The 24839-nt window shown below is 75.4% G+C and carries 21 protein-coding genes and 1 riboswitch; of the genes, 10 read left to right on the top strand and 11 right to left on the bottom strand.

Annotation, left to right across the window (positions count from 1 at the left end; all coding sequences use genetic code 11):
- Nucleotides 1-29: 29 nt before the first annotated feature.
- The 5 genes from ADK60_RS08175 (at nucleotide 30) to ADK60_RS08155 (ending at nucleotide 3958) form a co-directional block, all read left to right on the top strand.
- Nucleotides 30-449: a gamma-glutamylcyclotransferase family protein gene (locus ADK60_RS08175; RefSeq protein WP_053644475.1), complete on the top strand. Its 420-nt coding sequence runs from the start codon at nucleotides 30-32 to the stop codon at nucleotides 447-449.
- A gap of 123 nt (nucleotides 450-572) precedes the next feature.
- On the top strand, nucleotides 573-1826 hold the full coding sequence (locus tag ADK60_RS08170; protein WP_053644473.1) for a bifunctional cobalt-precorrin-7 (C(5))-methyltransferase/cobalt-precorrin-6B (C(15))-methyltransferase: 1254 nt from the start codon (nucleotides 573-575) through the stop codon (nucleotides 1824-1826).
- Nucleotides 1823-2584, top strand: a complete 762-nt coding sequence (gene cobM, locus ADK60_RS08165) for a precorrin-4 C(11)-methyltransferase (RefSeq protein ID WP_053644471.1) — start codon at nucleotides 1823-1825, stop codon at nucleotides 2582-2584. Before ADK60_RS08170 ends, cobM begins: the two co-directional genes overlap by 4 nt.
- Nucleotides 2584-3390 carry a cobalt-precorrin-6A reductase gene (locus ADK60_RS08160; protein WP_053644469.1) on the top strand — a complete coding sequence of 269 codons (807 nt, stop codon included), beginning with the start codon at nucleotides 2584-2586 and terminating at the stop codon, nucleotides 3388-3390. The genes cobM and ADK60_RS08160 overlap by 1 nt, the downstream gene beginning before the upstream one ends.
- A gap of 40 nt (nucleotides 3391-3430) precedes the next feature.
- Nucleotides 3431-3958, top strand: coding sequence for a DinB family protein (locus ADK60_RS08155; protein ID WP_053644467.1), 528 nt, complete (start codon nucleotides 3431-3433; stop codon nucleotides 3956-3958).
- Nucleotides 3959-4023: 65 nt separating this feature from the next.
- Here ADK60_RS08155 and ADK60_RS08150 read toward each other — a convergent pair whose 3' ends face one another.
- Nucleotides 4024-5553, bottom strand: a complete 1530-nt coding sequence (locus tag ADK60_RS08150) for a UDP-N-acetylglucosamine 1-carboxyvinyltransferase (RefSeq protein ID WP_053644465.1) — start codon at nucleotides 5551-5553, stop codon at nucleotides 4024-4026.
- A gap of 170 nt (nucleotides 5554-5723) precedes the next feature.
- The gene (locus ADK60_RS08145) at nucleotides 5724-6857 is read right to left on the bottom strand and encodes a cobalt-precorrin-5B (C(1))-methyltransferase (RefSeq protein WP_053644462.1); all 1134 of its coding nucleotides are present in this window, start codon (nucleotides 6855-6857) and stop codon (nucleotides 5724-5726) included.
- A 128-nt stretch (nucleotides 6858-6985) separates the two neighbouring features.
- On the opposite strand from ADK60_RS08145, the gene ADK60_RS08140 reads away from it, so the two are divergent.
- Nucleotides 6986-7249: a type II toxin-antitoxin system Phd/YefM family antitoxin gene (locus tag ADK60_RS08140; protein WP_053644480.1), complete on the top strand. Its 264-nt coding sequence runs from the start codon at nucleotides 6986-6988 to the stop codon at nucleotides 7247-7249.
- Complete coding sequence (locus ADK60_RS08135; protein ID WP_053644460.1) at nucleotides 7246-7506, top strand: type II toxin-antitoxin system RelE family toxin; 261 nt, start codon at nucleotides 7246-7248, stop codon at nucleotides 7504-7506. Before ADK60_RS08140 ends, ADK60_RS08135 begins: the two co-directional genes overlap by 4 nt.
- 97 nt (nucleotides 7507-7603) lie before the next feature.
- On the opposite strand, the gene ADK60_RS08130 is transcribed toward ADK60_RS08135, so the two are convergent.
- Genes ADK60_RS08130 through ADK60_RS08120 form a run of 3 tightly spaced genes read right to left on the bottom strand, consistent with a single transcriptional unit; the run spans nucleotide 7604 to nucleotide 11051 of the window.
- Complete coding sequence (locus ADK60_RS08130) at nucleotides 7604-9133, bottom strand: precorrin-2 C(20)-methyltransferase (protein WP_053644458.1); 1530 nt, start codon at nucleotides 9131-9133, stop codon at nucleotides 7604-7606.
- On the bottom strand, nucleotides 9130-9756 hold the full coding sequence (locus ADK60_RS08125; RefSeq protein WP_030392140.1) for a precorrin-8X methylmutase: 627 nt from the start codon (nucleotides 9754-9756) through the stop codon (nucleotides 9130-9132). Before ADK60_RS08125 ends, ADK60_RS08130 begins: the two co-directional genes overlap by 4 nt.
- A complete protein-coding gene (locus tag ADK60_RS08120) occupies nucleotides 9753-11051 on the bottom strand; it encodes a ferredoxin-like domain-containing protein (RefSeq protein WP_234370987.1) in 1299 nt (432 codons plus the stop codon). Before ADK60_RS08120 ends, ADK60_RS08125 begins: the two co-directional genes overlap by 4 nt.
- Before the next feature lie 165 nt (nucleotides 11052-11216).
- A riboswitch (cobalamin riboswitch) is annotated at nucleotides 11217-11302 on the top strand.
- A 260-nt stretch (nucleotides 11303-11562) separates the two neighbouring features.
- Between ADK60_RS08120 and cobN the strand changes: the two genes are divergently transcribed.
- Together cobN and lnt are read left to right on the top strand one after the other, a co-directional pair.
- A complete protein-coding gene (gene cobN / locus ADK60_RS08115) occupies nucleotides 11563-15177 on the top strand; it encodes a cobaltochelatase subunit CobN (RefSeq protein ID WP_053644455.1) in 3615 nt (1204 codons plus the stop codon).
- A 91-nt stretch (nucleotides 15178-15268) separates the two neighbouring features.
- Nucleotides 15269-16894 carry an apolipoprotein N-acyltransferase gene (lnt, locus tag ADK60_RS08110; RefSeq protein ID WP_079008152.1) on the top strand — a complete coding sequence of 542 codons (1626 nt, stop codon included), beginning with the start codon at nucleotides 15269-15271 and terminating at the stop codon, nucleotides 16892-16894.
- Between the two features lie 23 nt (nucleotides 16895-16917).
- Here lnt and ADK60_RS08105 read toward each other — a convergent pair whose 3' ends face one another.
- The 3 genes from ADK60_RS08105 to gdhA all read right to left on the bottom strand — a co-directional run bounded on the left by ADK60_RS08105 (nucleotide 16918) and on the right by gdhA (nucleotide 20373).
- Nucleotides 16918-17826: an NADP-dependent oxidoreductase gene (locus tag ADK60_RS08105; protein WP_053644453.1), complete on the bottom strand. Its 909-nt coding sequence runs from the start codon at nucleotides 17824-17826 to the stop codon at nucleotides 16918-16920.
- Between the two features lie 170 nt (nucleotides 17827-17996).
- On the bottom strand, nucleotides 17997-18869 hold the full coding sequence (locus tag ADK60_RS08100; protein WP_053644451.1) for an AraC family transcriptional regulator: 873 nt from the start codon (nucleotides 18867-18869) through the stop codon (nucleotides 17997-17999).
- Between the two features lie 112 nt (nucleotides 18870-18981).
- Nucleotides 18982-20373 carry an NADP-specific glutamate dehydrogenase gene (gdhA, locus tag ADK60_RS08095; protein ID WP_053644449.1) on the bottom strand — a complete coding sequence of 464 codons (1392 nt, stop codon included), beginning with the start codon at nucleotides 20371-20373 and terminating at the stop codon, nucleotides 18982-18984.
- A 319-nt stretch (nucleotides 20374-20692) separates the two neighbouring features.
- On the opposite strand from gdhA, the gene ADK60_RS08090 reads away from it, so the two are divergent.
- On the top strand, nucleotides 20693-21370 hold the full coding sequence (locus ADK60_RS08090) for a GTP cyclohydrolase II (RefSeq protein ID WP_079008151.1): 678 nt from the start codon (nucleotides 20693-20695) through the stop codon (nucleotides 21368-21370).
- Between the two features lie 41 nt (nucleotides 21371-21411).
- Here the strand turns inward: ADK60_RS08090 and ADK60_RS08085 are convergent, their stop codons facing one another.
- The 3 genes from ADK60_RS08085 to ADK60_RS08075 all read right to left on the bottom strand — a co-directional run bounded on the left by ADK60_RS08085 (nucleotide 21412) and on the right by ADK60_RS08075 (nucleotide 24727).
- Nucleotides 21412-22671, bottom strand: coding sequence for an NAD(P)-binding domain-containing protein (locus ADK60_RS08085; RefSeq protein WP_053644447.1), 1260 nt, complete (start codon nucleotides 22669-22671; stop codon nucleotides 21412-21414).
- Complete coding sequence (locus ADK60_RS08080; protein ID WP_053644445.1) at nucleotides 22668-23918, bottom strand: carboxylate--amine ligase; 1251 nt, start codon at nucleotides 23916-23918, stop codon at nucleotides 22668-22670. The genes ADK60_RS08085 and ADK60_RS08080 overlap by 4 nt, the downstream gene beginning before the upstream one ends.
- 104 nt (nucleotides 23919-24022) lie before the next feature.
- Nucleotides 24023-24727: a glycoside hydrolase family 16 protein gene (locus ADK60_RS08075; protein ID WP_159400348.1), complete on the bottom strand. Its 705-nt coding sequence runs from the start codon at nucleotides 24725-24727 to the stop codon at nucleotides 24023-24025.
- Nucleotides 24728-24839: the final 112 nt, after the last annotated feature.

Below are 24839 nucleotides of genomic sequence, written 5' to 3'. Positions count from 1 at the left end.
CGTCCCACCCCCGGCCCCGAGGAGTCCCCGTGCCGCCCGCCCTCCCCTTCTTCGTCTACGGAACCCTGCTCACCGGGGAGCGCAACCACGCGGTGTTCCTGGCCGGCCGCTGCGCCTCGGTACGGCCGGCGGTGCTGGACGGCGCCGCGCTGCACGCGGGGCCCGGGTTCCCGTACGCCGTGCCGGACGCCGCCCCGGGCCGGCGGATCCTCGGCGAGCTGGTGACGATCCGCCCCGCCGCCTACCCGGAGGCGCTCGCGGCGCTGGACCGGCTGGAGGACTGCCGTCCGGACGGCGGCGGCGAGTACGTCCGCGAGCGGCTGACCGTGCGCACCGAGGACGGCGGCACCGCCCCGGCCTGGGTGTACCTGGCCGGACCGGCCGTCGGCGCCCGGCTGCGCGCGCACCCGGCGCTCATCGCCTCCGGCGACTGGCGGCGGCGCGACTGAGGACGCCGGGCCGAACCGCGTCACGGCCGCTCCTGCGCCGCACCCTGGCCGACCGCGGGCCGAATACCGCCAGGTAGGCTGCCCACACCCCGCGTCGACGACCCCGCCCCGAGGAGCCCCCCGGTGTCCCAGCAGCCACCCCCGATCACCGTCGTCGGGATCGGGGCCGACGGCTGGCCCGGACTCGCCGCCACCGCGCGCGCCGCCCTGCGGGCCGCCGGGGCCGTGATCGGCGGCCCCCGGCAGCTGGACCTGCTGCCCGCCGAGGAGGTCGGCGCCGAACGGGTGCCCTGGCCGTCCCCGCTGCGCCCGGCCGTCGCCGGCCTGCTCGCCCGGTACGCGGACCGCCGGCCGGTCGTCCTGGCCAGCGGCGACCCGATGTTCTTCGGCATCGGCCGCACCCTCGCCGAGACCGTCGGCCCCGAACGGCTGCGGATCCTGCCGCACCCCTCCTCGGTCGCGTACGCCTGCGCCCGGCTCGGCTGGCCGCTGGAGGCCACCGAGGTGGTCAGCCTGGTCGGCCGGCCCCTCGACACCCTGCGCCTGGCGCTCAACCCGGGCCGGCGGCTGCTGGTGCTCAGCGCCGACGCCGCCACCCCGGCCGCCGTCGCCGCACTGCTCTCCGCGCACGGGTACGGCTCCGCCCGGCTGCGGGTCCTCGAACAGCTCGGCGGGCCCGGCGAGCGGCAGCTGGACGGCACCGCCGACGGCTGGCCGCACCCGCCCGGCGACCCGCTCAACCTGATCGCCGTCGAGCTCGGCGCCGACGGCCCCCGCACCCCGGTCGTCCCCGGCCTGCCCGACGCCGCGTACGAGAGCGACGGCCAGCTGACCAAGCGGCACGTGCGCGCCGCAACCCTCGCCACCCTGGCCCCCGTCCCCGGTGAACTGCTCTGGGACATCGGCGGCGGCTCGGGATCGATCGCGATCGAGTGGCTGCGCGCCCACCGCGACAACCGGGCCGTCACGGTCGAACGCGACCCGGTGCGGGCCGAACGGATCGCCCGCAACGCCGCCGCCCTCGGTGTGCCCCGGCTGCGCGTGGTCACCGGACCCGCCTCGGACGCGCTCGCCGGACTGCCCGCCCCGGACGCGGTGTTCGTCGGCGGCGGCCTCACCGCGCCCGGTCTGCTCGACACCTGCTGGGCGGCGCTGCCGCCCGGCGGCCGGCTGGTCGCCAACACGGTGACCCTGGAGTCGGAGGCGCTGCTCACCACCTGGTACCGGCGGCACGGCGGCGAACTGCTGCGGCTCGCCGTGGCGCACGCCGTCCCGGTCGGCGGCTTCACCGGCTGGCGCCAGGCGATGCCGGTCACCCAGTGGTCCGCCGTCAAACCCGCCGCCGAAACCCTCACCTCCCGGGAGAACGCCTCGTGACCGTCCACTTCATCGGGGCCGGCCCCGGCGCCGCCGACCTGATCACCCTGCGCGGCCAGCGGATCCTGGCCCGCGCCGAGGTCTGCCTCTACGCCGGCAGCCTGGTGCCGCGCGAACTGCTCGCCGAGTGCCCGCCCGGCGCCCGGCTGGTCGACACCGCCAACCTCACCCTGGACCTGATCGTCGAGGAGATGGTCCGCGCCCACGCCGCCGGGCAGGACGTCGCCCGGCTGCACTCCGGCGACCCCTCGGTGTTCAGCGCCGTCGCCGAGCAGATGCGCCGTCTCGACGCGGCCGGCGTGCCCTACGAGGTGGTGCCGGGCGTGCCGGCGTTCGCCGCCGCGGCGGCCGCGCTCAAGCGCGAGCTGACCGTGCCGACCGTCGGCCAGACCGTGATCCTCACCCGGATCGCCAAGCGGGCCACCCCGATGCCGGCCGGCGAGGACCTCGCCACCCTCGGCCGCAGCGGCGCCCTGCTCGTCCTGCACCTGGCCGCCGGGTACGTGGACGACGTGGTCGAGCAGCTGCTCCCGCACTACGGGGCGGACTGCCCGGCCGCCGTGGTCGCGATGGCCAGCCGGCCGGACGAGCTGGTGCTGCGCGGCACCGTCGGGGACATCGCCGGGCAGATGAAGGCCGCCGGCGTGGTCCGCACCGCCGTGATCATCGTCGGCCGCACCCTGGCCGCCGAGCAGTTCCGCGACAGCCACCTCTACTCCGCGGACCGCGAGCGCCCGCACGAGCCCTGCGGCGCCTGATGACGCCGCCCCCGGACGGCCGCCACCTGCTGATCCTCGGCGGCACCACCGAGGCGCGCGCCCTCGCCGCCGCGCTCGCCACCGCCCTCGCCACCACGCTCTCCACCGCGCTCGACGGCCGGCCCGGGCTCCGGGTCACCAGCTCGCTCGCCGGGCGGGTGACCCGACCCCGGCTGCCCGCCGGTGAGGTGCGGATCGGCGGCTTCGGCGGCGCCGACGGCCTCGCCGACTGGCTGCGCGCCGAGCGGGTGGACGCGGTGGTGGACGCCACCCACCCGTTCGCCGCCGTCATGTCCGGCAACGCCGCCGCGGCCGCCGCGGCCACCGGCGTCCCGCTGCTGGCGCTGCGCCGCCCCGGCTGGGCGGCGGTGCCGGGCGACGACTGGCACCGCGTCCCGTCCCTGGACGCCGCCGCCGCGCTGCTGCCCGCGCTCGGCCGGCGGGTCCTGCTCACCAGCGGCCGGCAGGGCATCGGCGCCTTCGCCCACCTCGACGGCCTGCACTTCGTGGCCCGCTCGGTCGATCCGCCCGAGCCGCCGCTGCCCGCCTCGCTCGACGTCCTGCTCGACCGGGGCCCGTTCACCCTGGACGGCGAGCGGGCGGTGCTGCGCGAGCACCGGATCGACGTCGTGGTCACCAAGGACAGCGGCGGCGCGGCCACCGCGCCCAAGCTCACCGCGGCCCGCGAACTCGGCCTGCCCGTGGTGCTGGTGGACCGCCCGCCGCTGCCGGCCGGGGTGCCGGTCGCGGCAAGCGTCCCGGAGGTGCTGGAGCGGCTGGCCGAACAGGGCCTGACCGGCCGGTAATTCCCGCGCGGGGCCCGCCCGTCGCTGCCAGGATGGCCGGATGACCGACGCCTACGAACTCGCCGACGCCGCCCGCACCGAGCCGCCCCTGGCCGCCGGGGAACTCGCCACCCTGACGGGCTTCCTGGACTTCCAGCGCGCCACCTTCGCCTGGAAGTGCGCCGGGCTGAGCACCGAACAGCTCCGCGCCCGCCCGCTGCTCCCCTCCCCGCTCTCCCTGCTCGGCCTGGCCCGCCACCTGGCCGAGGTGGAACGCGGCTGGTTCCGCAACGTCCTCAACGGCGAGGGCCACCCCGGCTTCTGGGGCGGCCGGGAGGCCGAGTTCGAGGCCGACGGGGCCGACCCGGACGAGGCCTTCACCGTCTGGCGCGCCGAGTGCGAGCACGCCCGCGAACTCGTCGCCGCCGCCCCGTCCCTGGACGTCCTCGGCCACTACCGCGCGCCCGACGGCGAGGAGACCGAGTACTCCCTGCGCTGGATCCTCACCCACATGATCGAGGAGTACGCCCGCCACAACGGCCACGCCGACCTCGTCCGCGAGCACCTCGACGGCCGCACCGGCGAGTAGCCGGGCCCGGGAACGCCGCTGCCCGGCCCCGGGGTTCCGGGGCCGGGCAGCGGTGGGTGTGCGGATCAGATGTCGCGGAAGGTCTCGATCTGGGCGCCGATGGAGTTGAGGCGCTCGGCGAGGTCCTCGTAGCCCCGGTTGATGACGTAGACGTTGCGGAGCACCGAGGTGCCCTTGGCGGCCAGCATCGCCAGCAGGATCACCACGGCGGGGCGCAGCGCGGGCGGGCAGACCATCTCGGCGGCGCGCCAGCGGGTCGGGCCCTGGACCAGCACCCGGTGCGGGTCGAGGAGCTTGATGTCCGCGCCGAGGCGGGTGAGTTCGGTGAGGTAGATGGCGCGGTTGTCGTACACCCAGTCGTGGATCATCGTGGTGCCGTGGGCGGCCGCGGCGATGGCGGCGAAGAACGGCACGTTGTCGATGTTGATGCCGGGGAAGGGCATCGGGTGGATGGTGTCGATCGGCGCGGTGAGCTTGGAGGGGCGCACGGTGAGGTCGACCAGCCGGGTGCGGCCGTTGTGGGCGGGGTACTCCGGGGTGCGGTCGTAGTCGAGGCCCATGCCCTCCAGCACGGCGAGCTCGATCTCCAGGAACTCGATCGGCACCCGGCGGACGGTCAGCTCGGAGGAGGTGACCACGGCGGCGGCGAGCAGGCTCATCGCCTCCACCGGGTCCTCGGCCGGGGTGTAGTCGACGTCGCAGGTGATCTCGGGGACGCCGTGCACGGTGAGGGTGGTGGTGCCGACGCCGTCGATCCGCACGCCCAGCTTCTCCAGGAAGAAGCAGAGGTCCTGGACCATGTAGTTGGGCGAGGCGTTGCGGATGACGCTGACGCCGTCGTGGCGGGCGGCGGCGAGCAGGGCGTTCTCGGTGACGGTGTCCCCGCGCTCGGTCAGCACGATCGGCCGGTCCATCGGCGTGCCGGGCTGGACCGAGGCGTGGTAGGCGCCGCCGGTGGTGGCGACCTCCAGGCCGAACCGGCGCAGCGCGGTGAGGTGCGGCTGCACGGTGCGGGTGCCGAGGTCGCAGCCGCCGGCGTAGGGGATGGCGAAGTTGTCGGCGCGGTGCATCAGCGGGCCGAGGAACATCAGCACGCTGCGGGTGCGGCGGGCGGCCTCGACGTCCATGCCGGCCAGGTCGAGCTCGGCGGGCGGGGTGAGTTCGAGGTCGCGGCCGTCGTTGGTCCAGCGGCTCCTGACGCCGATGCTGTTGAGCACTTCGAGGATCCGGTAGACCTCCTCGATCCGGGCGACGCTGCGCAGGGTGGTGCGGCCGGTGGTCAGCAGCGAGGCGCAGAGGATGGCGACGCAGGCGTTCTTGCTGCTGCGGACGTCGATCGCGCCGGAGAGGGTGGTGCCGCCGGCGACCCGCAGGTGCATCGGGCCGGAGTAGCCGAGGGAGACGATCTCGCTGTCGAGCGCTTCGCCGATGCGGGCGATCATCTCAAGGCTGACGTTCTGCTTGCCCTGCTCGATGCGGTTGACCGCGCTCTGGCTGGTGCCGAGGGCCTCGCCGAGCTGGGCCTGGGACCAGCCGCGGTGCTGACGCGCGGTGCGGATGAGGGTGCCGATACGGGTGAGGTAGTCGCCTGTCACTCGCCAGACGATATCTCATGGCTGAGATAGCAACAGAATCGACCCCGGGTGTGGCGCGACTTTTGTCCGTTTCTCACCCCGTATGAGCGTCAGATCTTCACATCATGGCGAGGTTCTTGGGACAGTCTCAGGACACTCCTGGAACGGAACTCCCCGACGGGGGACGGCCCTCAGGGCCCCAGCGGTTCCGCGCGGCCCACGATCGTCCCCGCCCGGTCGATGCAGATGACGTCCACCGCGACCGGCGAACCGACCAGCACCCCGAGCGCGGTGGCCCGGGCCGCCTCGGCCACCAGGTCGCCCAGCGGTACCCCGGCCGCCCGGCAGAGCTGGATCGCCCCAAGACCGGTGTTGGCCGCCGCGACCGCCGCCGCCAGCTCCTCGTCCGCGCCGCCCGCGCGGGCCAGCCCGGCCAGGTACCCCTGGTCCACCTGGGAGCGCGCCGAGTGCAGGTCGAGGTGGCCGGCGGCGAGCTTGGAGAGCTTGGCGAAGCCGCCGGCGACGGTCAGCCTCGGCACCGGGTGGCGCTTGAGGTACTTGAGCACGGCGCCCGCGAAGTCGCCCATGTCGAGCAGCGCGTCCTCGGGCAGGCCGTGCACCGCCGCGGCCACCTTCTCCGAGGTCGAACCGGTGCAGCCGGCCACATGGGTGCGCCCGGCGGCCCGCGCCACGTCCACCCCGCGCCGGATCGAGTCGATCCAGGCGGAGCAGGAGTAGGGGACGACGATGCCGGTGGTGCCGAGGACGGAGAGCCCGCCGAGGATGCCGAGGCGGGGGTTCCAGGTGGACCGGGCGAGCTCCTCGCCGTGGTCGATCGACACCTCCACCACCACGTCCCCGCTGCCGCCGCACTCGGCCGCGACCTCGGCGACGGCGTCCCGGATCATCTGCCGGGGCACCGGGTTGATGGCGGGTTCGCCGACCGGCAGCGGGAGCCCGGCCTTGGTGACCGTCCCCACCCCCGGCCCGGCCCGGAACACCACGCCCGCACCCGGCTCCCCCGCCCGCACGGTGGACCGCACCAGCGCGCCGTGGGTGACGTCCGGATCGTCCCCGGCGTCCTTCACCACCCCGGCCGTCGCCCGCCGCCCGCCGTCCGGCTCCTCGGCCATCAGCTCCGCCGCGAGCGCGAAGGCCGGCCGCTGCCCCTTCGGCAGCGTGATCTCCACCGGGTCCGGGAACACCCCGGTGAGCAGCGCCCGGTAGGCGGCCTTGGTCGCCGCCGTGGCGCACGCCCCGGTCGTCCACCCGTGCCGCAGCCCACTGCTCCGCAGCTGCCCGGCCCGCCCGCCGACCTCGCCCATGTCCCGCACCGTCTCCCTGCCGTTCGTCCGTCGATCGGGACATCATGCTCCACTGCCGCCGCACCGGCTCCTCGGCGGGGTCCGCGAACGCCATTGTGTACACCTGGAACACTTCGTACACTCGGAGCATGAGCGAGCAGCCTGTGCAGAGCGTTTCGATTCGCGAGGCCCGCGAGCACCTCGCCGACGTCGTCGACCGCGCGGAGCGGGACGAGCCGACCGTCATCACCCGGCGTGGACGGGAGGTCGCCGCCGTCGTCCCGATAGAGCTGTTGCGCGAGTACCGGCAGTGGGAGGAGCGCGAACTGATGCGCCTCATCGAGGAGCGCCGCGACGAGCCCACCTACTCGCTGGACGAGGTCATGGCCGAGACCCTGGCCAGGCCGGAGTGAAGTACAGCACGCGCTTCACCGAGTCGGCCCGCGGCGAGCTGCGCAAACTGCCCCGGACGACGGCGATCCTGGTCCTGCGCAAGCTCGCCGAGCTCGAACAGGACCCCTACGGCTTCCACACCACCGCGCTGGTGGGATCGCCCGACCACCGCCGTCTGCGGGTAGGCGACCACCGGGTGGTCTACACCATCGACGGCGGGCTGCTGCTCGTCCTGGTGGTCCGGGTCGGCCATCGTTCCGAGGTCTACCGCGACTGACGCACGCGCTGCCGGCCGGGAGTTCCCGACCGGCATCCGCCCGTGCGGACCGATCCGCCCCGGGCCCGTCGGCGGGCCCGGGGCGGTGGGGCGGCGCTCAGGCCTCCGGGTAGCGGCGGGGGGTCCAGGTGACGTCCGGGTGCGGGGCGCGGGGGACGTGCTGGGTCTGGGAGGAGCCGATCAGGAGGATGGTCCGCATGTCGACCTCGGCCGGGTCCAGCTCGCCGAGGGGGACGGTGCGGACCCGCTCGGTGGGGCCGCCGACGTCGCGGGCCATCACCACCGGGGTCTCCGGGGCGCGGTACTCCAGCAGGAGGTCCCGGGCCAGGCCGACCTGGGTGGTGCGGGACTGCGAGCCGGGGTTGTAGAGGGCGAGCACGAGGTCCGCCCCGGCGGCGGCGCGCAGCCGGGCCGCGACCACCTCCCACGGCTTGAGGCGGTCGGAGAGCGACACCACCGCGTAGTCGTGGCCGAGCGGGGCGCCGGCCCGGGAGGCGGCCGCGTGCGCGGCGGTCATCCCGGGGACGATCCGCACCGGCACCTCGCGGTAGGACTCCTCGCAGGCGACCTCCAGTACGGCGGTGGCCATCGCGAAGACGCCCGGGTCACCGGAGGAGACCACCACGACCCGGTGGCCCCGGCGGGCCAGGTCGAGGGCGAACTCGGCGCGCTCGGACTCCACCTTGTTGTCGGAGCCGTGCCGGGTCTGGCCGGGCCGCTCCGGCACCCGGTCGAGGTAGGTGGTGTAGCCGACCAGGTCGGTCGCGGCGGCGAGGGCACCGCGGGCCTCGGGGGTCAGCCAGAGCGGGCCGGCCGGGCCGGTGCCGACGACGGTGACGCTGCCCGGACCGCTCAGGTCGGGGGCCGGTGCCTCCAGCGGGGCGACCTTGCTGGGCAGCACGGCCACCGAGAAGTAGGGGACCGTGTCCGGGTCGACGGAGGCCAGCGGGGCCGTCCGCTCGCCGTCCATGAACGCCCGCTCGACGTACTGGGCGTCGGCCAGCCGGCCCGCCCGCTCCAGCGCGCGGCGCACGGTCGGGAAGGTGCGGCCGAGCTTCATGACCACGGCGGAGTCGGCGGCGGCCAGGCGCGCGGTCAGCTCCTCCTCGGGCAGCGTGCCGGGGATGACGGTGAGCGTCTCCTCGGCCTCGGTGAGCGGCTGGCCCAGCCGGGCCGCCGCGGCGCTGACCGAGGTCACGCCGGGCACCACCTCGGTCGGGTAGCGGTGCGCGAGGCGCTTGTGCATGTGCTGGTAGGAGCCGTAGAAGAACGGGTCCCCCTCGGCGAGCACCACCACGTCGCGGCCGGCGTCCAGGTGGGCGGCCAGGCGTTCGGCGGCCTCCTGGTAGAAGTCGTCCAGCGCGCCCCGGTAGCCGCCGGGGTGGTCGGTGGTCTCGACGGTGATCGGGTAGACCAGCTTCTCCTCGATCTGACCACCTGTCAGGTACCGCTCGGCGATGGAGCGGGCGATCGAACGGCCGTGCCGCGCGCTGTGGTACGCCACCACATCGGCCTTGCCGATGAGTTCGGCGGCGCGGACGGTCACCAGCGACGGGTCGCCGGGGCCGAGGCCCACGCCGTAGAGCCGGCCGGTTGCCTGCTGGTCGACTGTCTGATGAACCGTCACTCTTCTTCGCTCGCAATCGCGTTGATCGCCGCCGCAGCCATCGCGCTGCCGCCGCGCCGCCCGCGCACCACCAGGTGCTCCAGGCCGGCCGGGTGCGCCGCCAGGGCCTCCTTGGACTCGGCCGCGCCGATGAAGCCGACCGGTACGCCGATCACGGCGGCCGGGCGCGGGGCGCCGGCCTCGATGAGCTCCAGCAGGCGGAACAGCGAGGTCGGGGCGTTGCCGACGGCGACCACCGCGCCCTCCAGCCGGGGCAGCCACAGCTCCATCGCGGCGGCGCTGCGGGTGTTGCCCATCGCCCGGGCCAGCTCCGGCACCGACGGGTCGGTGAGGGTGCAGATCACCTCGTTGTCGGCCGGCAGCCGCTTGCGCGTGACACCGCTGGCGACCATGTTGACGTCGCACAGGATCGGCGCCCCGGCCCGCAGGGCGGCGCGCGCGGAGGCGACCGCGCCGGGCGAGTACACCAGGTCCTCGACCAGGTCGACCATGCCGCAGGCGTGGATCATCCGCACCGCGACCTGGGCGACGTCCGCGGGCAGCCCGGCCAGATCGGCCTCGGCCCGGATGGTGGCAAAGGACTGGCGGTAGATGGACGCGCCGTCCTTCTCGTACTCGATCACGTGGTCCTCCGGGCCGCGGCGACCGCCGCGGCCATCTGCTCGTTCGTCACTTCCACGGTGGCGGTGTCCCGCCCCTGCGGCCCGCCGGTCACCGCCACCCGGTAGCCCTCCCCGGTCGCCAGCACGTCCACCCGGCGTCCGGCGGGGTGGCCGCAGCGGCGTTCGCAGCCCGACCAGTGCACCGGCAGCAGGGCCGCACCCTCGTCCAGCACCCGGGGCGAATCCAGTGCCCGGGGCGGGTCCAGCACCCGGGGCGAGTACAGCACCCGGGGCGGGTCCAGTGCCCGGGCCGCGTCGGCCCGGACGTCGGACCGCGACTTCGCGCAGCCCGGCAGCCCGGTGCAGGCGCTCGCGCCGTCCCAGGCCGTCCCGGCCGCCGTCCGGAAGCCGGCCGCCGCGAGCGCGGGGAGCCGGTCGGCGGGAGCGCCGGGCAGCACCGCGCCGCGCCACGGGGTCAGCCGCAGCTCCCCCTCGGCGGCGTCCACCAGCGCCCGCCACTGCCCGGCCGTGGCCGCGCCGAAGCGCAGGCCCACGTGCAGCCCGCCCCCCGGCAGGGCGCCGAGCGGCGGACGGGTACCGGCCGGCGGCGGCAGCGGCACCGGGCCCGGCGGCAGCAGATCGGGCAGTTCGCGCAGGTGCCAGGCCCGCAGCCCGGCGGCGCGCTGCGCGTCCAGGAACTCCCGGGCCGCGTCCAGCGCCGCCGCGACCGCCCGCCCGGCCGGCACCGGCCGCGCGGTGGCGGCCCGGCCGAGGCGCAGCAGGGCGGTGCCGTCCGGGCCTGCGATCAATGTCACATCGGCGTCCAGGGCGGCGACGTCCCCGCGGCCGTCGTCCAGGGCGAACAGGAACTTTCCGGACAGGCCGGTCGCCCACGGGCTGGCGCGCAGGGCCGCGTCGAGGGCGCGCGCCCAGGCCCGCACATCGGCGGCGCCCTCGGCGGGCCCGGTGCCGGGGCCGGGCGAGGCGACGATGTTGCGGACCCGCTCATGGGTGTCGGAGGGCAGCAGGCCGGCGGCCCGCAGCCGCTCGGCGAGTTCGCCGCCGCAGTCCGAAGCCAGGCCGCGCAGTTGGACGTTGCCGCGCGAGGTGATCTCCGGGCGGCCGTCGCCGAGCGCCTCGGCCGCCTCGACCAGCGCCAGCGCCTGACGGTCCGTCAGCAGCCCTCCGGGCAGCCGGACCCGCGCCAGGGCGCCGTCGTCGGCGGTATGCAGACGAAGGGCCCCTGGGCAGGCGTCCGAACGCGCCCGGTCGGGCACGGCGGCGCCCGGCGCGACGGCGTCGGGTTCGGGAGGCATGGCGGCGAGCATACCGAGGATCCGAAGGGTTGCCGCCGTACCGTCGATCACACCTCCGAGCCGTCCGCACCGGCCGGAACCTGCACTCCCCCAGGTCAGCCTCACCCCGTACGATGCTCGCGGACGGTCCCCGCGGACCGTCCGCACGCCAGCGACGGCGCAGGGGAGGAAACCGGTGCGAACCCGGTGCGGTCCCGCCACTGTGACCGCGCTTCACCGGGCCTCCGGGGAAGCGCGGGAGCCAGGAACTCCTGCCGTCCTCCACCCGCCCGGGGCGCGGACCCCGAGGAAGGCTTGAAGCCATGCGCCGCCGCATGCCCGCGCCCTCGTGGTGCTCCGTGCCATCGTCCTTGCCCGCAGAGACTCGCCCACTCGCCTCCGGGCGCTCGGACCCGCCGTCGACGCTCTTCGCTCCGGCGCTCCTTCCTTCGTCATTCGCCTGTCACTCATCGCTTTCAACGCCGGCGCGCCCTTCGGCTCGGGGCTGCTCCGAGGCCGGGAGGGCCTTCGCATGATTCTGCTGCTGTCGACGTCAGACACCGACCTGCTCAGTGCCCGCGCGTCCGAGGGCCCGGTCCGCTACCGGCTCGGCAACCCGGCCCGGCTCACCGCCGAGGAGCTGCCCGCCCTGCTGGAGGGCACCGAACTGGTCGTGGTCCGCCTGCTCGGCGGCCGCCGCGCCTGGCAGGAGGGCCTGGACGCCCTGCTCGCCGGCCCCCGCCCGGTGATCGTGCTGACCGGCGAACAGGCCCCCGACGCCCAGCTGATGGAGCTGTCCACCGTCCCGGCCGGCATCGCCGCCGAGGCGCACGCCTACCTGGCCCACGGCGGCGCGGCCAACCTCGCCGAGCTCGGCGCCTTCCTCTCCGACACCGTGCTGCTGACCGGCCACGGCTTCGCCCCGCCCGCCTCCGCCCCGGCCTGGGGCCCGCTGGAGCGCACCGCCCGCACCACCGAGGGCCCGACCGTCGCGGTGCTCTACTACCGCGCCCACCACATGAGCGGCAACACCGCCTTCGTGGAGACCCTCTGCCGCGCGGTCGAGGACCAGGGCGCCCAGGCCCGCGCCTACTACTGCGCCTCGCTGCGCGGCGCCGAGCCGGAGCTGCTGGCCGCCCTCGGCGAGGCCGACGCCATCGTCACCACCGTGCTCGCCGCCGGCGGCACCCGCCCGGCCGACGCCCAGGCCGGCGGCGACGAGGAGGCCTGGGACGCGGGCGCGCTCGCCGCCCTGGACCGGCCGATCCTCCAGGCGCTCTGCCTGACCTGGTCGCGCGCCCGCTGGGAGGAGAGCGACGACGGCCTCTCCCCGCTGGACACCGCCACCCAGATCGCCGTGCCCGAGTTCGACGGCCGGCTGATCACCGTCCCGTTCTCCTTCAAGGAGCTGGACGAGGACGGCCTCACCGTCTACGCCGCCGACGAGGAGCGCTCGGCCCGGGTCGCCGGGATCGCCGTCGCCCACGCCCGGCTGCGGCACGTCCCGGCCACCGAGCGCCGGCTCGCGCTGGTGCTGTCCGCCTACCCGACCAAGCACGCCCGGGTCGGCAACGCGGTCGGCCTGGACACCCCGGCCAGCGCCGTCCGGCTGCTGACCGCGCTGCGCGCGGAGGGCATGGACCTCGGGAACGACCTGCCCGGCCTGGACACCGACACCGACGACGGCCACGAGGGCGACGCCCTCATCCACGCGCTGATCGCGGCCGGCGGCTACGACCAGGACTGGCTCACCGAGGACCAGCTGGCCCGCAACCCGGTCCGCATCCCGGCCGCCGACTACCGCCGCTGGTACGCGACCCTGCCCGAGGGCCTGCGCACCCGGGTCGAGGAGCACTGGGGCCCGGCCCCCGGCGAGCTGTACGTCGACCGCTCGCAGAACCCGGACGGCGACATCGTGCTCGCCGGGATCCGCTCCGGGAACCTGCTGGTGCTCATCCAGCCGCCGCGCGGCTTCGGCGAGAACCCGGTCGCGATCTACCACGACCCCGACCTCCCGCCGTCCCACCACTACCTGGCCGCCTACCGCTGGATCGCCGCCGCGCAGTCCGACGGCGGCTTCGGCGCCCACGCCGTCGTCCACCTCGGCAAGCACGGCAACCTGGAGTGGCTGCCCGGCAAGACCGCCGCGCTGTCCGACGAGTGCGGCCCGGACGCCGTCCTCGGCGACCTGCCGCTGGTCTACCCCTTCCTGGTCAACGACCCGGGCGAGGGCACCCAGGCCAAGCGCCGCGCCCACGCCACCCTGGTCGACCACCTCGTCCCGCCGATGGCCCGCGCCGACTCCTACGGCGACATCGCCCGCCTGGAGCAGCTGCTCGACGAGCACTCCAACATCGCCGCGATGGACCCGGCCAAGCTGCCCGCGATCCGCGCCCAGATCTGGACCCTGATCCAGGCCGCCCGGCTCGACCACGACCTCGGCCTGGACGAGCGCCCCGAGGACGACGGCTTCGACGACTTCCTGCTGCACGTCGACGGCTGGCTGTGCGAGATCAAGGACGCCCAGATCCGCGACGGCCTGCACGTCCTCGGCCAGGCGCCGGCCGGCACCGACCGGGTCAACATCGTGCTCGCCATCCTGCGCGCCCGGCAGATCTGGGGCGGCGTCAGCGCCCTGCCCGGCCTGCGCGAGGCGCTCGGCCTGGACGAGGCCGCGCTCACCCTCGGCGCCACCGACGCGGCCGAGGCGCAGGCCCGCGCCCTGGTCGAGGCCATGGAGGCGGCCGACTGGGCGCCCGAGGCGGTGGAGAAGGTCGCCGCCGGGCTGCCGGAGGCCGTGCACGAGGTGCTGGCCTTCGCCGCCACCCAGGTGGTGCCGCGGCTCGCCGCGACCACCGACGAGCTGGACGCCGTCCTGCACGCGCTCCAGGGCGGCTTCGTCCCGGCCGGCCCGTCCGGCTCGCCGCTGCGCGGACTGGTCAACGTGCTGCCGACCGGCCGCAACTTCTACTCCGTCGACCCCAAGGCCGTGCCCAGCAAGCTCGCCTGGGAGACCGGCCAGGCGCTCGCCGCCTCGCTGATCGACCGCTACCGGGCCGACAACGACGGCACCCACCCGTCCTCGGTGGGCCTGTCGCTGTGGGGCACCAGCGCGATGCGCACCGCCGGCGACGACATCGCCGAGGCCTTCGCGCTGCTGGGCGTCCGCCCGGTCTGGGACGACGCCTCGCGCCGGGTCACCGGCCTGGAGGCGATCCCGCTCGCGGAGCTGGGCCGCCCGCGGATCGACGTCACGCTGCGCATCTCCGGCTTCTTCCGGGACGCCTTCCCGCACGTGGTCGCGCTGCTGGACGACGCCGTCCGGCTGGCCGCCGCCCAGGAGGAGCCGGAGGCGGACAACTTCGTCCGCGCCCACGTCCAGGCGGACCTGGCCGTGCACGGCGACGAGCGCAAGGCCACCACCCGGGTCTTCGGCTCCCGCCCCGGCACCTACGGCGCCGGACTGCTCCAGCTGATCGACAGCCGGGACTGGCGCACCGACGCCGACCTCGCCGAGGTGTACACGGTCTGGGGCGGCTACGCGTACGGGCGCGGGCTGGACGGGCGTCCGGCCCGCGAGGAGATGGAGACCGCGTACAAGCGGATCACCGTCGCCGCGAAGAACACCGACACCCGCGAGCACGACATCGCCGACTCGGACGACTACTTCCAGTACCACGGCGGCATGGTGGCCACCGTGCGCGCGCTCACCGGCAAGGCGCCGACCGCCTACATCGGCGACTCGACCCGCCCGGAGACGGTCCGCACCCGCACCCTGACCGAGGAGGCGGCCCGGGTCTTCCGCGCCCGGGTGGTCAACCCGCGCTGGATCGAGGCGATGCGGCGGCACGGCTACAAGGGCGCCTTCGAGATGGCCGCCACGGTCGACTACCTCTTCGGGTACGACGCCACCACCGGCGTGGTCGCGGACTGGATGTACGAGAAACTCACCCAGGAGTACGTGCTGGACCCGGTCAACCGGGAGTTCCTGGCCGGCGCCAACCCGTGGGCGCTGCACGGGATCAGCGAGCGGCTGCTGGAGGCGGCGAGCCGCGGGCTGTGGGAGCAGCCGGACCCGGCGCTGATCGAGCAGCTCCAGGCCGCGTTCCTGGAGACCGAGGGGGACCTGGAGGGCGACGAGGGCTGACCCGCCCTCGACCGGCCCACCCTCGATCGGTAGGCCGTTCGGGTGATCACGGGGCTGGTGACGGGGCCGCGCCAAGCGGACAATACGGGGCATGCCGCGCCCTCCCCTGCTCACCGGCCCCGCCGGTCCCCCCTGCCCCGCAGCCCCGACGGCCGCCGACGCCGCCCGCCCCGGCCGGACGCTCGCCCGGTACCGGCCCCGGCTGGCGGCGCTGGCCGCCGGGGCGCTGCCCGTGCTCGCCTTCCCGGCCCCCGGGGTGGCGGCGCTGGCCTGGGTCGCGCTCGTCCCCGGCCTGCTGCTGATGCGGGCGGCCCCGGGCGCCCGTGAGGCGGCGGTGCGCGGCTGGTGGTTCGGCGCCGGGTTCATCCTGACCGGGATGTCCTGGCTGACCCGCTCCATCGGCCCCGGACTGCCGCTGCTCGCGGTGGTGTTCGGGGCGCTCCAGGCCGGGGTGGGCGTCGCGGTGTGGCGGCTGCTGCGGCCCCCGCTGACGGTCCGGCGGGCGCTGCTCGCGCCGGTGCTGGTCGCGGCGGTCTGGCTGACCACCGAGTACGCGCGCTCCTGGCACGCCCTGGGCGGGCCGTGGGCGCTGCTGGGCGCCACCCAGTGGCAGCACCCCGCCGTCCTGGCGCTGGCCTCGGCGGGCGGGATCTGGCTGGTCAGTGCCGCGGTGGTGGCGGTCAACACCGCCGTGGCGGTGGCGCTCACCGCCGTCGACCCGCGCCCCCGGGCGGTGGCGGCGCTGTTCGCGGCGGCGGTGCTGGCGGCCGGGCCGCTGCTGTTCGCGCTCCGGCCGGCGCCTCCGGCCGCAGCCTCGGCGGGCGGGTCCGGGCCGGCCGAGGTGCGGATCGCCCTGGTGCAGCCCGGCATCGTGGACGAGCCCGACGCCCGCTTCGAGGCGAGCGCCCGGGCCACCGCCGCGCTGGTCGGGCAGCCCCCGGTGGACCTGGTGGTCTGGGGCGAGTCCAGCACCACCGCCGACCTCGACCGCGACCCGGCGACGCTGGCCCGGCTGCGCGCGCTGTCCGCCGCCACCGGGGCCGAGCTGCTGGCCGGCGAGGACGCCCGGAAGTCGGACGGGCGGATCTCCAAGGACGCCGTGCTGGTGTCCCCGGACGGCGTGGTCGACCGGTACCGGAAGATCCGGCTGGTGCCGTTCGGCGAGTACATCCCGCTGCGGCCGCTGCTGGGCTGGGTGGCCGGGGTCAGCCGGGCGGCGGGCGAGAACCGGGCGCCCGGCACCGACCAGCACCTGCTGCCGGCCGTGGACCGGTCCGGCCGCGCGCTGCCGATCGGCACCCTGATCTGCTTCGAGTCGGCGTTCCCCGACATGGCGCGGACGGCCGCCCGGGCGGGGGCCAGGGTCCTCGTCTACCAGTCCTCGACCTCGACCTTCCAGCGGAGCTGGGCGCCCGAGCAGCACGTCTCGCTGGCCGCGATCCGGGCCGCCGAGACCGGCCGGCCGGTCGTCCAGGGCTCGCTCACCGGGGTGTCGGCCGCCTTCGACGCTCAGGGCCGTGAGCTGGCGCGGCTGGGCACCGACGGCACGGGCGCCCTGGTGGTGCGGCTGCCGCTGACGGCGCCGGACGCGGCCACCTGGTACGACCGGGTGGGGGACGTGGTCCCGCTGACGGCCGTGCTGGTCACGGCGGGGGCGGCCGCGGTCGCGGGGACCGGGTGGCGGCGGGGGCGGCGGGGGCCCGATGCCGGTGAGTGACCGGGTGGGGCCCCGGCCCGGCGTCAGCCCACTTCGAGGACCAGCTTGCCGCGGGCGTGCCCCGATTCGACGAGTGCCAGCGCCTCGGCGGCGTGGGCCAGCGGGTAGCGGGCGGAGATGTTCGGGTCCAGCTCCCCGGCGGCCACGAGTTCGGCCAGGGCGGCCAGGGTGCCGGGGGTGGTGGACCGGGTGATGAAACGGCCGCCCAGCTCCTGCGCGGTGACCGGATCGCTGGTGGCGACCAGCCGGGACCGGTCGGCCAGGGTCACCGCGGCGGCCCTGAGGTCGTCCCCGCCGATCAGGTCGAGGATGCCGTCGACGCCGTCCGGCGCGACCGCCCGGATCCGGTCCGCGACGCCCTCGCCGTAGCGGACCGGCACCGCGCCCAGCGACTCGACATAGGCCCGGTTGGAGTCGCCGGCCGTGCCGACGACGCGGATCCCCCGGCTGCGGGCGATCTGCGCGGCCGCGCTGCCGACACCGCCGGAGACACCGAGGATCAGCAGGGTCTGCCCGGCGCCCACGCCGATGTCGCGGACGGCGTCGTCGGCGGTCGCGGCCGCCACCGGCAGGGTGGCGGCCAGGTCGAAGCCGACCTTCGCCGGCTTCAGCGCGCTCGACCCGGCCAGCAGCAGCGTCTGTTCGGCGTAGGCGCCCGCCGCGACCAGGCCGAACACCTCGTCGCCGGGGGTGAACCCGGTGACGCCGGGGCCGACCCGCTCCACCACTCCGGACGCCTCCGAGCCCATCACGAAGGGCAGTTGGCGCTCCCGGCCGAGCAGGCCACGGCGGACCTTCCAGTCCACCGGGTTCACCCCGGCCGCCCGGACGGCGACCGCCAACTGCCCCGGGCCGGGCTCCAGTACGGGCCGGTCCAGGAACTCCTGGGTCTCCGGGCCGCCGTAGTCGACGAATCCGAACGCCTTGGCCATTCCCCGCTCCACTCTCCCGCTCGACGGCCCCCGCCCCAGCATGCGGGCGGGGGCGGGGGCGGGCCGGTCCTGGTGGGCCGAACGGGCGGGCGGGACGGTCCTGTCACCCGGCCGGGCGGGACGGTCCTGTCAGCCGGCCGGGCGGGCCAGCGCGTCAGCCGGCCGCCGTGTCAGCCGGCCGAACGCGTCACCGGGATCCAGAGCTCGGCCTCCGCCTCGCCCGCCGCCGCCGCGGCGCCGACCCGCAGGATCTCCGGGCCCGGCCGGAACTCGTACGGATTGGACGGGAACCACTGTGTGAAGACGTCCCGCCACATCTCCTGGAGCGCCTGCGGGAACGGCCCGACGACGCGGAACACCGCCCAGGTGCCGGTCGGGACCTCCCGCACGTCGAGGCCGTCCGGCACCTCGGCGTCCGGCCCGGCCGCCACCGCGTGGTAGTAGTCGAGCGGCACGCCCTGCTCCCGGCTGTCCGAGAAGAACTCGGTGACCGAGAGGATCCCGCGCGGCTCCTGCCCCGAGAGGGCCGTGATCCGCTCCACCTGCTCCGGCCCGATCCCGCGGATGAACTCGGCGATGGCCGGGTTGACCCCCTCGTGCACCAGCGGGACCCTGGCCCTGCGCCCGACGATCCTGAACGCCGGCTTCTCGACGATCCGGTACTCCATACTGCTGCTCCCTTCGACGACGAGCCGGAAGGACATCCGGGGCTGGGAGACGAGCACCGCGCCGCGCTGCCGGGCCTCGCCCGGGCCGACACCGTGCATCGCCCGGAACGCCCGGGCGAACGCCTCCCCCGAGCCGTAGCCGTAGCGGACCGCGACATCCAGCAGGGTCCGCTCCCCGGCCAGCACTTCGGCCCCCGCGAGGGTCAGCCGCCGGCGCCGGAGGTACTCCGACAGCGGCATGCCGGCCAGGGCCGAGAACAGCCGCCGGAAGTGGTACTCCGAGGTGGTCGCGATCCGCGCGAGCTCGCCCGCGTCGACCGTCCCGTCGAGGTGCTCCTCGATGTACTCCATGGCCTGGTTCAGCCGCTCCAGCATCCGTCCTGCCCCGTCCTTCCGTTCCTGTGCTCCTCACCGTAGGCAGCGGCCACCCGGCCGGACCCGACATCCCGTGCCCGCTCCGGTCGGGTGGCCCGCGACGTGCGGACCGTCAGATCAGGCCCTGCGCCAGCATCGCGTCCGCCACCAGCTCGAAGCCGGCGATGTTGGCGCCCAGGACGTAGTCGCCGGGGCGGCCGTACTTCTCCGCCGTGCTGTGGCAGGAGGCGTGGATGTCGCGCATGATCGCGGCCAGCCGCTCCTCGGTCCGCTCGAAGGACCACGCGTCGCGCGAGGCGTTCTGCTGCATCTCCAGCGCGCTGGTCGCGACCCCGCCGGCGTTGGCGGCCTTGCCGGGACCGAAGGCCACCCCCGCCTCCTGGAACACCCGCACCGCCTCGGGCGTGGCCGGCATGTTGGCGCCCTCGGCGACCGCCCGCACCCCGCCCCGGACCAGGGCCAGCGCGTCCGGCCCGGTCAGCTCGTTCTGGGTCGCGCAGGGCAGTGCCACGTCCACCGGGACGCCCCAGACGCCGGTGCCCTCCTGGTACTTGACGTGGCTGCCGCGCCGCTCGGCGTACTCGGTGAGCCGGCTGCGCCGGACCTCCTTGACCTCCTTCAGCAGGTCGAGGTCGATGCCCTTCTCGTCCACCACGAAGCCGGTGGAGTCGGAGGCGGTGACCACGGTCGCCCCGAGCTGCTGGGCCTTCTCGATCGCGTACAGGGCGACGTTCCCGGAGCCGGAGACGGCGACCCGCAGGCCGTCCAGCTCCTCGCCCCGGGCGCGCAGCATCTCGGCGGTGAACAGCACGCAGCCGTAGCCGGTGGCCTCGGTCCTGGCCTGGGAGCCGCCCCAGCCGATGCCCTTGCCGGTCAGCACGCCCGCCTCGTAGCGGTTGGTGATCCGCTTGTACTGGCCGAACAGGTAGCCGATCTCCCGGCCGCCGACGCCGATGTCCCCGGCCGGGACGTCGGTGTGCTCACCGAGGTGGCGGTAGAGCTCGGTCATGAAGGACTGGCAGAAACGCATGATCTCGGCGTCCGAGCGGCCCTTGGGGTCGAAGTCCGAGCCGCCCTTGCCGCCGCCGATGCCGAGGCCGGTCAGCGCGTTCTTGAAGATCTGCTCGAAGCCGAGGAACTTCACGATCCCGAGGTTCACCGAGGGGTGGAACCGCAGCCCGCCCTTGTACGGGCCGAGCGCGCTGTTGAACTCCACCCGGAAGCCCCGGTTGACGTGCACCCGGCCCCGGTCGTCGGTCCACGGCACCCGGAACATCACCTGCCGCTCGGGCTCCACGATCCGCTCGACGATCCGCGCCTCGACCAGCTCCGGCCGCGCCGCCAGCACCGGTCCGAGCGTCTCCACCACCTCCCGCACGGCCTGGTGGAACTCGGGCTCGCCGGCGTTGCGGCGCAGCACCTCGGCGAGCAGCGACTCGACGGCGGCGTTCTCGGCGGCGTTCTCGGCGGCGTGGGACGCGACGGGCACAGGGGTAGCCGGCATCTTGTGAGCACCTTCCATGGGGTGGTCGGGAGACAGGCGCTCCCCGCCCGGGGAGACGCCGGCGGTCCCCTCGCCATTGAGGGCGTCACGGCGCGCAACAACACCAGCGCGGCGACTCCGGACCGCTCGCAGGCGTCAGTCTCGCACCGCTCCCCCGCGTTTGTCCGCCCCTCCCGGATCGCGGCCGACCTCGGCTTTCGGTTCGTGAGCAGCGCCAACCCTCCGTACACCCCCGGCCGAGCTGTTGTTCAAATTGGAACTACCTAGTACCGTCGGGAGCCGAGTCCCAGGAGAACCGTCCGTCACGGAGGTCCAGCCCATGCCGCAGGTGCAGCTGCCCGAGCAGCCGAACGATTCCCCGCACACGCCGCGGGCCGCCGACGGCGCCCGGGTGCGCTCCCGGGTGCGGATTCCGCTGACCTTCCCGGACGGGTACCGGGCCGAAGCGGAGGTGTTCACCTTCCACGGACTGACGGACGGGGCGGAACACCTCGCGCTGGCCCTCGGCACCGTGCCGGAGGGCGGCACACCGCTGGTGCGGCTGCACTCGGAGTGCCTGACCGGGGACGTGTTCGGCTCCGACCGCTGCGACTGCGGGCCGCAGCTGCGCGAGGCGGTCGAGCGGATCGCCGGGGCCGGCGGCTACCTGCTGTACCTGCGGCAGGAGGGGCGCGGCATCGGGCTCTACAACAAGCTCGATGCCTACGCCCTCCAGGACTCCGGTCTCGACACCTACGACGCCAACACGGCGCTCGGACTGCCGGAGGACGGCCGCGACTACACGGCGGCCGCGCAGATGCTCGGGGCGCTCGGGGTCGACGGGATCGAGCTGCTGAGCAACAACCCGGACAAGGACGCCCAGTTGGCCGCCCTGGGCGTCACGGTCGAACGCCGGGTGCCGACGGGTGTGCACCTGTCCGAGAGCAACGTCCGGTACCTGCGGGCCAAGGTGGAGCGGACGGGGCACTCGATCGAGCTCTCCCGGCTGGTGGGCTGAGCGCTCCCGGTGGGCCGAGCCGGCCGGGCCGGCGGCGCCGCTCAGCGGCTCCCCGCCGGGCCGGCCGCGACCGAGCGGCTGATCCGCCGGGCCGCGAAGCCGGTGCCGCAGACGAACCGCATCAGCGGCCCGAAGGTGTCGGCGGCGGACAGTCCGGTGAAGTACAGCCCCGGGACGGAGGACTCGAAGCCGGCCGAGAGCCGGGGCGCTCCCCCGTTGCGCCGCTCGATCGTGCCGCGCAGCTCGGGCGACAGGTAGTCGAGCCGCCCGACGTCGACCCGGTAGCCGGTGGCGGCCAGCACGTGGTCCACCTCCAGCTCCGCGGTGGTGCCGCGCAGTCCCAGCCGCACCCCGCCGTCGCCGCCGACCGAGCCGCCGACCGGCCCGCCGTCACGTCCGGTCCGCCCGGCCGTCAGCAGCTCGTGCCCGGTGAGCACCGGGAAGCGGCCCTCCAGCCGCTCGCGCAGCCACCAGCCGCCGGACGGGCCGAGCACGGTGCGGACCAGCCTGGCCCGGGTCGCGTCCGGCAGGACGCGGAACGCCCCGGTGGCCCGGCTGAACGCGGCGAACGACCAGCCGGGGCCCAGCGGTGAGCCGGGCTTGGCCAGCCGCACCGGCCACGGGCGGTCGGCGGGGTCCTCGGAGTCCGGCGGCTCGCCGAACCGCAGCTCCCCGGTCCGTGCCACCAGGACCGGCTCGGCGCCGGCCTCGTGCAGCAGGGTGGCGCTCTCCAGTGCGGACTGTCCGGCGCCGACCACCGCCACCCGGCGGCCGCCGAACTTCGCCAGATCGGCGTGGTCCGCGGTGTGCGAGGCGAGGCCCGCCCCGACCAGGGGGCGCAGCACTCCCGGGACCCGCGCGTACGGCGGGAACCCTCCGGCCAGGACCACGGCCCGGGCGCCGAACACCTCGCCCGTGTCCAGCGTCAGCCGGAAGCCGTCCCGCGCGCGTTCGATCCCCACCACCGCGGCGCGCTCGACCCCGGGCACGCAGGCCCGCTGGAACCACTCGCCGTAGCGGACGAACTCGTCCAGCGGTACGGCGTAGCGGTCGCCCACCGGGGGCAGGCCCGCGGCGGCCCGGAAGTCGGCCAGCCGGTACCGGCCCACCGGGTCGGCGATGGAGGAGGCCCGCGGCGTGGACTTGAGGAACATCCCGGCGGGCATCCGGGTCCGCCAGCTCTCCATCGGGACGCCGAGGACGCGAGGTGGCACGTCCCGGCCCGTCAGGTGGGCGGCGACGGAGAGTCCGTACGGTCCTGCGCCGACGACCGCGACGGGGACGGTGTGCGGAGTGGTCATGACGAGCCTCCTCTGGCTCGGACGGGGACGGTCCCGGCGACCCGGCGGATCGCCTGGCCGGTGAAGCGGACGGTCATCGCGGCCACCGGAAGGAGGTCGTCGCGGCAGAGCCAGGCCCGCTCGGTGGAGCGGCGCGGCCGCAGGTCGGTGGGCGGGCGGCGGTCGCGCCAGAGCGCGTCGGCGGCGGAGAGCACGTCCAGCTGGCCGACGCCGTAGTACCGGTCCAGCTGGGGTCCGCGCGGGACCGGCCGGCCGGTGAGCCACAGGTGGAGGGCCCGGACGACGTCCACGCCGTCCACCGTTTCGAACAGCCGGAACTGGGCTCCGGTGCGGGGGTTGAAGTCGAGCAGCTTGTACCGGCCGTCGCGCAGGTCCAGCCGCCAGTCCAGGTCGGCGATGCCGCTGTAGCCGATCCGCCGGCAGAGCCCGGCGGCGAGCCCGGCCAGCTCGGGGTTGGACACCGCGACCGCGCGGGTGGTGAATCCGCCCGACGGCGGGTAGGAACGCAGCTTGCGCCCGGTGAACAGGGCCAGCGGCTCGCCGCCCGCGCCGCAGCACAGGTGGGTGATCCAGTGCTCGGTCCGCGCGTCCGGCAGGTACTCCTGGGCGAGCACCGAGAGCGGGCGGTCCGGGGGGCAGTGGCGCAGCAGTTCGGCTTCGTCGTGCACCACCGTGGCGTGGCTCACCACGGGGTGGCTCAGCCGGGTGAAGGGGGCGAGGTTCTTCAGGACCAGCGGGTAGCCGCAGCGCTCCGCGGCCTCGATCAGCTCGTCCAGGTCGGCGGGCGCGGCGCTCTCCGGCGCCGGGATCCCGTAGCGGAGGCAGTCGGTGTAGAGGGCGCCCTTGTCGGCCACCCGGCGCGGCAGCGCCGCGGGCACCGGGGGCAGCAGGAAGTACGGGGCGAGTTCCCCGGCGTGCTCGGCGAGCAGGACGGCGGCCTCGTCGTCGGTGGGCACGGCCACGCAGCGCCGGCCGGACTCCCCGGCGAGCCGGCGTCCGACGTCCGCGACGGTGGCGACCAGGTCTTCGGCGGGCTCGCGTCCGCTGGTGGGGCGGACGATCGCGCGGGTCAGGTAGCGGGAGAGCGCGGTCGGGGTGAGCCGGTCCTCCACGATCGCCCGCACCTGGACGCCGGCCCGGCCGAGGGAGCGGACGGCGCCGAGCGGTCCGTGCGCGAGCGGGTACCGGCCCACCCTGACCAGCAGGACCGGGGTGCTGCGGTCCAGTGCGGGGCTGGTGCGGTTCACGGTGTCGGCCTTCCTCTCGGGTGCTCGGGTGCTCGGGTGCTCGGGTGCTCAGGTGTTCGGGTTCTCCCGTACTCGGGTGCTCGGGTGCTGCGGTGCCCGGGTGCTCAGTGCTGCCAGACGGCGACCCAGTCGACGGCCACCTGGGTCCGGTCGACGTCTGCCGGGGGCGACTGGTGGTAGCCGACCGCCAGGTCGAGGATCAGTTCCATCGGCACGTCCGGGATCACGCTCCGATCGGTGACCTGGAAGACCTGCACGCCGTCGACGTACCAGGTGACCGCGTCGGGTTCCCAGTCGAGTCCGAAGACGTGGTAGCCGCTGGAGAAGTCCACCGGGCCGTGGGAGTAGTGGGCGTCGATGTTGGTGCCGTCGGGGGCCTCGGCGTGCAGGTTGAGGTCGGCGTAGTGGTCGGTGTTGATGAACTCGGCGATGTCCAGCTCGGGCAGTCCGCCGCGGGTGCCGGCGGGGAGCAGCCAGAAGGCCGGGAACATGCCGGCCGCCTGGCCGGTGGTCTTGATCGCGGCGGCGAAGTACCCGTAGGTGAAGGTCTTCCGGGGGGTGCCGTCCCACTGGTCGCGGCCGGTGGACACCATGCCGGAGGTCCAGGGGTAGGTCTTGCCGTCGCTGCCGGTCGTGGCCCTGCGCTCGGCGGTGAGGGTGAGCTTGCCGTCCGCCACCGAGACCTGGCTCGGGAGGTACCACTGGTCCTCCTGGTTGCCGGCATTGGTGCAGCCGCCGTCGTTCCAGTCGTAGCAGGTCGCCCAGGACGCGTGGTCGAGGCCGGAGCCGTTGAAGTCGTCGCGGAACACCGAGTGCCACGGGCCGGTCGGCGGCGGCTGGTCGGCCCCGACCGGCAGGGGCGTGGTGGCGGGGGGGGGGACCGGGGGGGGGGGGGGGAAAACCCCGCCCGCGCCGGGGCCG

Source organism: Streptomyces sp. XY431, assembly GCF_001279805.1.
Lineage (GTDB): Bacteria > Actinomycetota > Actinomycetes > Streptomycetales > Streptomycetaceae > Kitasatospora > Kitasatospora purpeofusca.
This window is presented reverse-complemented; position numbering and strand designations above follow the sequence as displayed.